We start from the raw sequence: 7,457 nt of genomic DNA, 5'->3' as shown, positions 1-7,457 counted from the left end.
GGCAGCAACGGTACAGTCGGCGGCGGGTCGCGACCCGCGCACCCGGACGACGAAGGAGTCCTCCCATGCCTCGTGCTGCCCAGGCCCGCGCCCTCCGAAGGCGCCCGACCCGTCGCGCGGCGGCGTCGCTGACCGCGGTCGCGCTCACCGTCCCCGCGCTGTCCGCCGGCCTCGGCGGGCTCGCCCTCACGGCGGCGCCCGCGGCGGGTGCCGCCGACCGCACCGCCACGCTCGCCGGGAGTCTCCAGACCGAGCTCGGCTGCGCCGAGGACTGGGACGCGGCCTGCGCGGCGACGGCGCTCGCACCGGCCGGCGACGGCACGTTCACGGGCGAGTTCGACCTGCCCGCGGGCACCTACGAGTACAAGGTCGCGCTCGACGGCGCGTGGGACGAGTCGTACGGCCGCGAGGGCACCGACGAGAACGCGCCCCTGGTGCTGGGCGGCGACGCGCGCGTGCGGGTCACGTACGACGACGCGACGCACCGCATCGCGCTCACACCCCTCACTCTCGCGGGCGGGTACGACGACGCGACCGACGCCGACCTGGTGGTGCCGCCGGTGCGGCAGCCGGGTTCGGACGAGCGGTTCTACTTCGTCATGACCGACCGGTTCGCGAACGGCGACGCCTCGAACGACACCGGCGGGATCGCCGGCGACCGGCTCGACCACGGCTTCGACCCCACGGACAAGGGCTTCTACCAGGGCGGGGACATCGCCGGCCTGCGCGAGCGGCTCGACTACATCGAGGGCCTGGGCACCACCGCCATCTGGCTCACGCCGTCGTTCCTCAACCGGCCGGTGCAGGGCACGGGCGCCGACGCGAGCGCGGGCTACCACGGGTACTGGATCACCGACTTCACGCGGATCGACCCGCACCTGGGCACCAACGCCGAGCTCGAGGCGCTGATCGACGAGGCCCACGCGAAGGGCATCAAGGTCTACTTCGACATCATCACCAACCACACGGCCGACGTGATCGACTACGCCGAGGGGGAGTACGGGTACGTCGACCAGGCCACCTCGCCGTACACCGACGCCGCCGGAAACGCCTTCGACCCGGCCGACGTCGCGGGCTCGGAGGACTTCCCCGCGCTGGACGCCGCGACGTCGTTCCCCTACACGCCGGTGATCGCGCCCGAGGACGCCGCCGCCAAGGTCCCCTCCTGGCTCAACGACCCGACGCTGTACCACAACCGGGGCAACTCGACGTGGACGGGGGAGTCGGTCACGTACGGCGACTTCGACGGCCTGGACGACCTCATGACCGAGGACCCGCGCGTCGTGGACGGCTTCGTCGACGTCTACACCGACTGGATCGACCTCGGCATCGACGGCTTCCGCATCGACACGGTCAAGCACGTGAACCCGGAGTTCTGGGAGACCTGGTCGGCCGAGGTCATGGACTACGCGCACGCGCAGGGCAACGACGACTTCTTCATGTTCGGCGAGGTGTACGACGCCGACGCCGCCAAGACGTCGCCGTACGTGCGCGACACCGCCATGAGCTCGGTGCTCGACTTCTCATTCCAGGCGGCCGCGACCAGCTATGCGAGCGGCAACAGCGCCCGCGGCCTGGCGAGCCTGTTCGCGAGCGACGACCGGTACACGACGCCGACGAAGTCCGCGGCCGCCCTGCCGACGTTCCTCGGCAACCACGACATGGGCCGCGTCGGCTTCATGCTTGCCGGGACGGACGAGCCGCAGGCCCGCGACGAGCTCGCGCACGAGCTCATGTACCTCACGCGCGGCCAGCCGGTCGTGTACTACGGCGACGAGCAGGGCTTCGCCGGCACGGGCGGGGACAAGGACGCCCGCCAGACGTTGTTCGCCACGCAGGTCGACGAGTACGCCGACCAGTCGCTGGTCACGGGCGAGCAGGCGGGCAGCGTGGACCGGTTCGCCACGGACGCGCCGCTGTACACGCACGTCGCCGAGCTGGCGGCGCTGCGGGAGGCGCACCCGGCACTCGCGACCGGCGCGCAGGTCGAGCGGTACGCCGAGAACGGTGCGGGGATCTACGCCTTCAGCCGCATGGACCGCGAGGAGAAGGTCGAGCACCTGGTCGCGGTCAACAACGCGGCGCAGGCGAAGAGCGCGACATTCACCACGCTCACCCCGGGCGCGTCGTACGAGGTGCTGTACGGCGACGGCGAGGCCGTGACGGCGGACGACGCCGGCGAGGCCACCGTCACCGTCCCGGCGACGTCGGCCCTGGTGCTGCGCGCCGACCGCACGGTGGGCGCGGACTCCGACGGCACGCTGGACGTCGCCGTGCCCGCGGCGGGCGCGGCGGTCACGGGCACCGCGGCCGTGGCGGCCGACGTCGACGACGACGCGTGGGCGGAGACGTCCTTCGCGTGGCGCGAGGTCGGCACCGCCCAGTGGCACGCCCTCGGCACGGCCGAGGACACCACGCCCCGCGTCTTCCACGACGCGGGCGACCTGCCCGAGGGGACGCTGGTGGAGTACCGCGCCGTGACGCAGGACGCCGACGGCGACCGCGCGGCCGCCTCGACCTTCGCGTCGGTCGGCGTCGACGTGTCCGGCGTGGTCGGCGGCGAGGAGCCCGAGCCCGAGATCGACCTGGTCACGGTGCCCGGCAGCCACAACAGCGAGATGGGCTGCGCCGGCGACTGGACGCCCGACTGCGAGGGCGCCCGCCTCACCGAGCGTCCGGACGGCGTGTGGGAGAGCACGTTCGACCTGCCGGCGGGCGACCACGAGTACAAGGTCGCGATCAACGGCTCGTGGGACGTCAACTACGGCGTCGGGGGAGTGCGGGACGGCGGCAACGCCACCTACTCGCACGACGGCGGCGAGGTGACGTTCTACTGGGACCCGGTGAGCCACGACTTCTCGTCCACGGCGCAGGGCCCGGTCGTCACGCTGGCCGGGTCGTTCCAGGACCAGGTGGGCTGCACGAGCAGTTCAGGAGAACCTGTGTCGTGGGCGCCCGACTGCCTCGCGTCGTGGCTGCGGGACCCAGACGGCGACGGCACGTACACCTGGTCGACGGACGCGCTGGCGGCCGGCGCCTACGAGGTGAAGGTGGCCCACGGCCTGAGCTGGGCGGAGAACTACGGGGTGGGCGGCGCGCCCGACGGCGCCAACTACTCCTTCAGCGTGGGTGACGGCGAGACCGTGGCCTTCTCCTACGACCTCGCCACGCACGTGCTCGAGGTCGGCGTCGAGAACCCGCCGCTGCCCGGCGCCGGGCAGCAGGCCGCGCACTGGGTGCGGCAGGGCCTCGTCCTCGCGCCGGGCGACCTCGGCGCGGGCGACGGCTGGACCCTGTGGACCGCGCCGGACGGCGGGCTCGCCGTCGCCGACGGCGAGGTGCGCGGGCCGGACGGCGGCGACCTGCCGGAGGGCGCCGCGTCCTACGACCTGGCCCCCGCCGGGGACGTGCCCGACGACGTCGCGGGAGACTTCCCGGCGCTCGCGGGCCACACGGCCCTCGCGCCGGTGGACGAGGACGGGACGCCGCTCGACCGCGCCGTGGTCGAGGAGCTCCTCCAGGGCCAGCTCCTGGTGACGCGCGCGTCGGACGACGGCCTGTCCGCCGCCACGGGCGTGCAGACCCCGGGCGTCCTCGACGACCTGTACAGCGAGCGGGCGTCGAAGCGTACGTTCGGCGCGGAGCTGCACCCGAACGGCAGGTGGGCGTCGTTCGCGCTGTGGGCGCCGACCGCCCAGGACGTCGACCTGCTGGTGTGGCCCGAGGGCCGCGACCTGGCCGACGACCCCGAGCGCTTCGAAGCCGACCGGGAGCGCGACGGCTCGTGGACCCTCGACGGCAAGCGGGCCGCCAAGAAGCTCCCGTGGGACGGCGCGCGCTACCGGTACGCCGTGCGGGTCTACGTGCCGAGCACGGGGAAGGTCGAGACGAACGTCGTCACCGACCCGTACTCGGTGGGCCTCACGCTCGACTCCACGCACTCCGTGGTCGTCGGCCTGGACGACAAGCGCTGGCAGCCCAAGGTCTGGCGCCACGCGCGCCAGCCCGTCGTCGAGCGGGCCGTGGACCAGACGATCTACGAGCTCCACGTGCGCGACTTCTCGATCTCCGACGAGACGGTGCCGGAGGACCGGCGGGGCACGTACCTCGCCTTCGCCGAGCGGCGGTCGGACGGCATGGCGCACCTGCGCGAGCTGGCCGACGCGGGCATGACGACGGTGCACCTGCTGCCGACGTTCGACATCGCGACGATCCCCGAGGACCGCGCCGACCAGCAGACGACGGGCGACCTGTCCGGGTTCGCGCCCGACTCCGAGGAGCAGCAGGCGGCGGTGGCCGACGTCGCGGCGAACGACGGCTTCAACTGGGGCTACGACCCGTACCACTTCTCGGTCCCCGAGGGCTCGTACGCCGTCGAGGCCGAGGGTGGGGCGCGGGTGGCCGAGTTCCGCACCATGGTGGGCTCGCTGCACCGGGCCGGGCTGCAGGTGGTGCTCGACCAGGTCTTCAACCACACGGCGGCCGGCGGCCAGGACGCGAAGAGCGTGCTCGACCGGGTGGTGCCGGGCTACTACCAGCGGCTGAACCCCACCACGGGGGCGGTCGAGACGAGCACCTGCTGCCAGAACGTCGCCACCGAGCACGCGATGGCGGGCAAGCTCATGGTGGACTCGGTGGTCACGTGGGCCCGCGACTACAAGGTGGACGGCTTCCGCTTCGACCTCATGGGCCACCACTCGAGGGAGAACATGCTGGCGGTGCGCGAGGCCCTCGACGACCTGACCGTCCGCGAGGACGGCGTCGACGGGTCCGCCGTCTACCTGTACGGCGAGGGCTGGAACTTCGGCGAGGTCGCGGACAACGCCCTGTTCACGCAGGCCACCCAGGGGCAGCTCGGCGGGACGGGCATCGGGACGTTCAGCGACCGGCTGCGCGACGCCGTGCACGGCGGCTCGCCGGTGGACGCCGCGTCGCGGTTCACCCAGGGCTTCGGCACGGGGCTGTTCACCGACCCGAACGGCCGCGAGGCCATCGAGGGCCACGCCGGCAGCGTCAACGATGGCTCGGACGACGAGCGTGCCGACCTCGGCCACCAGACCGACCTGGTGCGCCTGGGCCTGGCGGGCAACCTGCGGGACTTCGCGTTCCGGGCGTCGGACGACGGCGCCGGGGAGACGACGCGGGGCGAGGACCTCGACTACCGCGGCGCGCCCGCGGGGTACGCGGACTCGCCGGAGGAGGTCGTGACGTACGTCGACGCGCACGACAACGAGACGCTCTTCGACCTGCTGACGCTCAAGCTGCCGCAGGACACCCCGATGGCGGACCGGGTGCGGATGAACACCGTCTCGCTCGCGACGACGGCGCTGGCCCAGACCCCGTCGTTCTGGCACGCGGGCACGGACCTGCTGCGCTCGAAGTCGCTGGACCGCAACTCCTACGACTCGGGGGACTGGTTCAACGCGATCGACTGGTCGGGGCAGGACAACGGGTTCGGTCGCGGACTGCCGCCGGCGGCGGACAACGCCGACGCCTGGCCGGTCATGGCGCCGCTCCTGGCGGACCCGGCGCTCAAGCCCGCGCCGTCGGACATCCGGGTGGCGTCGGAGGCGGCGCGCGAGCTGCTCGAGCTGCGCTCGTCGACCCGGCTGTTCCGCCTCGGCAGCGCCGCGGCGATCCAGCAGAAGGTGTCGTTCCCGGGTTCCGGCCCCGACGCGACGCCCGGCGTCGTCGCGATGGCGGTGGACGACACCGTGGGGCGCGACGCGGACCGTCGACTCGACGGGGTGCTCACGGTGTTCAACGCGTCGCCCGAGCCCGTGACGCTCGAGCTGCCCGAGCTGCGCGGCCGGGACTTCCGGCTCTCGGGCGTGCAGCGCTCGGGCGAGGACGCGGTCGTCCGGGGGACCCGGTGGGACGCGCGGACGGGCACGGTCACGGTGCCCGCGCGGACGGTCGCGGTGCTGGAGGACCCGCAGCGCTGAGCGCGGCACGTCGTCACGGTTGTGTTCGACGTACAAATTGACCGCCGCGGCGGTCGCGGCTCGGAGGGCCGCGGGACGGACGTCGTCCCGCGGCCCTCCGCCTGTGCGTGCGCCCCGGGCTGGCGCGGTCCTGCGCCGTCGGACACCGGCCGTGACGGGATCGTTATCGCTTTCCACCCGCCGAGGCTTTGACTTCGGAACTCGAACGCAGCAGTCTGTACCGCGGACCGGCTCGGCCGTCCGGGGAGCACCCCGGCGTCCGGGCGCCGGCGGCGACGGTCGCTGCCGGGGGACACTCGACGACGAGAAGGAGCGCGAGGATGCGACTCGCCAAGACGATGGGCGCGGTGGCCGCCGGTGCGGCGCTGACGCTGGGACTCGCCGCGTGCGGCGGCTCCGGGGCCGGCGGTGGCGGCGGTGCGGACGCCGCCGCGGGGAACGGCGACGACGACGTCAAGATCGGCGTCGCGATGCCGACCCAGACCTACGAGCGCTGGATCCAGGACGGCAACAACGTCAAGAAGGGCCTGGAGGACCTCGGCTACTCCGTGGACCTGCAGTTCGCCAACGACGACATCCCGACCCAGACGCAGCAGATCGACTCGATGATCACCGAGGGGGTCGACGTCCTCGTCATCGCCTCGATCGACGGCACCGCGCTGACCAGCCAGCTCGACGCGGCCGCCGCGGCGAACATCCCGGTCATCGCGTACGACCGCCTCATCCGCGACAGCGAGAACGTCGACTTCTACACGACGTTCGACAACGAGGCCGTCGGCGTGGCGCAGGCGAACGCCCTGCTGCGCGGGCTCGGCTACCTCGACGAGAACGACGAGCCCACCGGCGAGAAGGGCCCGTACAACATCGAGCTCTTCGCCGGCTCGCCCGACGACAACAACGCGGGCTTCTTCTTCGACGGCGCGATGTCGGTGCTCCAGCCGCTCATCGACGACGGCACGCTCGTCGTCCCGTCCGGCCAGACCGACTTCGGCCAGGTCACGACGCAGCGCTGGGAGCTGGAGACGGCCCAGAAGCGCATGGAGGACCTGCTCACGTCCACCTACCAGGGCGGCGAGAAGCTGGACGGCGTGCTCGCGCCGGCCGACGTCCTGTCCCGCGGCATCATCAACGCGCTGAAGGGCGCGGGCATGGGCCCGACGCTGGAGGACGGCCTGCCCGTCGTCACCGGCCAGGACGCCGAGATCTCCAACATCAAGCTGATCAACGACGGCGTCCAGTCCTCGACGATCTTCAAGGACACGCGCCTCCTCGCCGAGCAGGCCGTCAAGGCGACGCAGTCCTTCGTGGAGGGCGAGGAGCCCGAGGCGAACGACACCGAGACGTACGACAACGGCGTGAAGGTCGTCCCGTCGTACCTGCTCGAGGTCCAGACGGTGTTCAAGGACGACATCCAGCCCGTGCTGATCGACTCCGGCTACTACACCGCCGACGAGGTCAAGGCCGGTCAGACGGACGACTGATCCGCAGGCCGTGACCCGCACGGGCGGGCCC

General features: G+C 72.6%; 2 protein-coding genes. Both read left to right on the top strand.

Annotation, left to right across the window (positions count from 1 at the left end):
- The first annotated feature begins 65 nt into the window (after positions 1-65).
- Positions 66-5,945 carry a pullulanase-type alpha-1,6-glucosidase gene (gene pulA / locus ACFUVW_RS17920; RefSeq protein WP_430572663.1) on the top strand — a complete coding sequence of 1,960 codons (5,880 nt, stop codon included), beginning with the start codon at positions 66-68 and terminating at the stop codon, positions 5,943-5,945.
- A 320-nt stretch (positions 5,946-6,265) separates the two neighbouring features.
- Positions 6,266-7,426 carry a multiple monosaccharide ABC transporter substrate-binding protein gene (gene chvE / locus ACFUVW_RS17915; RefSeq protein WP_430572662.1) on the top strand — a complete coding sequence of 387 codons (1,161 nt, stop codon included), beginning with the start codon at positions 6,266-6,268 and terminating at the stop codon, positions 7,424-7,426.
- The last annotated feature ends 31 nt before the right edge of the window (positions 7,427-7,457 follow it).

This window comes from Isoptericola sp. NPDC057391 (genome assembly GCF_042668085.1).
Taxonomy (GTDB): Bacteria; Actinomycetota; Actinomycetes; order Actinomycetales; family Cellulomonadaceae; genus Isoptericola.
This window is presented reverse-complemented; position numbering and strand designations above follow the sequence as displayed.

Excerpts from the sequence above, each read along its gene's own strand:
- pulA (WP_430572663.1), top strand. The coding sequence starts at position 66 with ATGCCTCGTGCTGCCCAGGCCCGCGCCCTCCGAAGGCGCCCGACCCGT.
- chvE (WP_430572662.1), top strand. The coding sequence starts at position 6,266 with ATGCGACTCGCCAAGACGATGGGCGCGGTGGCCGCCGGTGCGGCGCTG.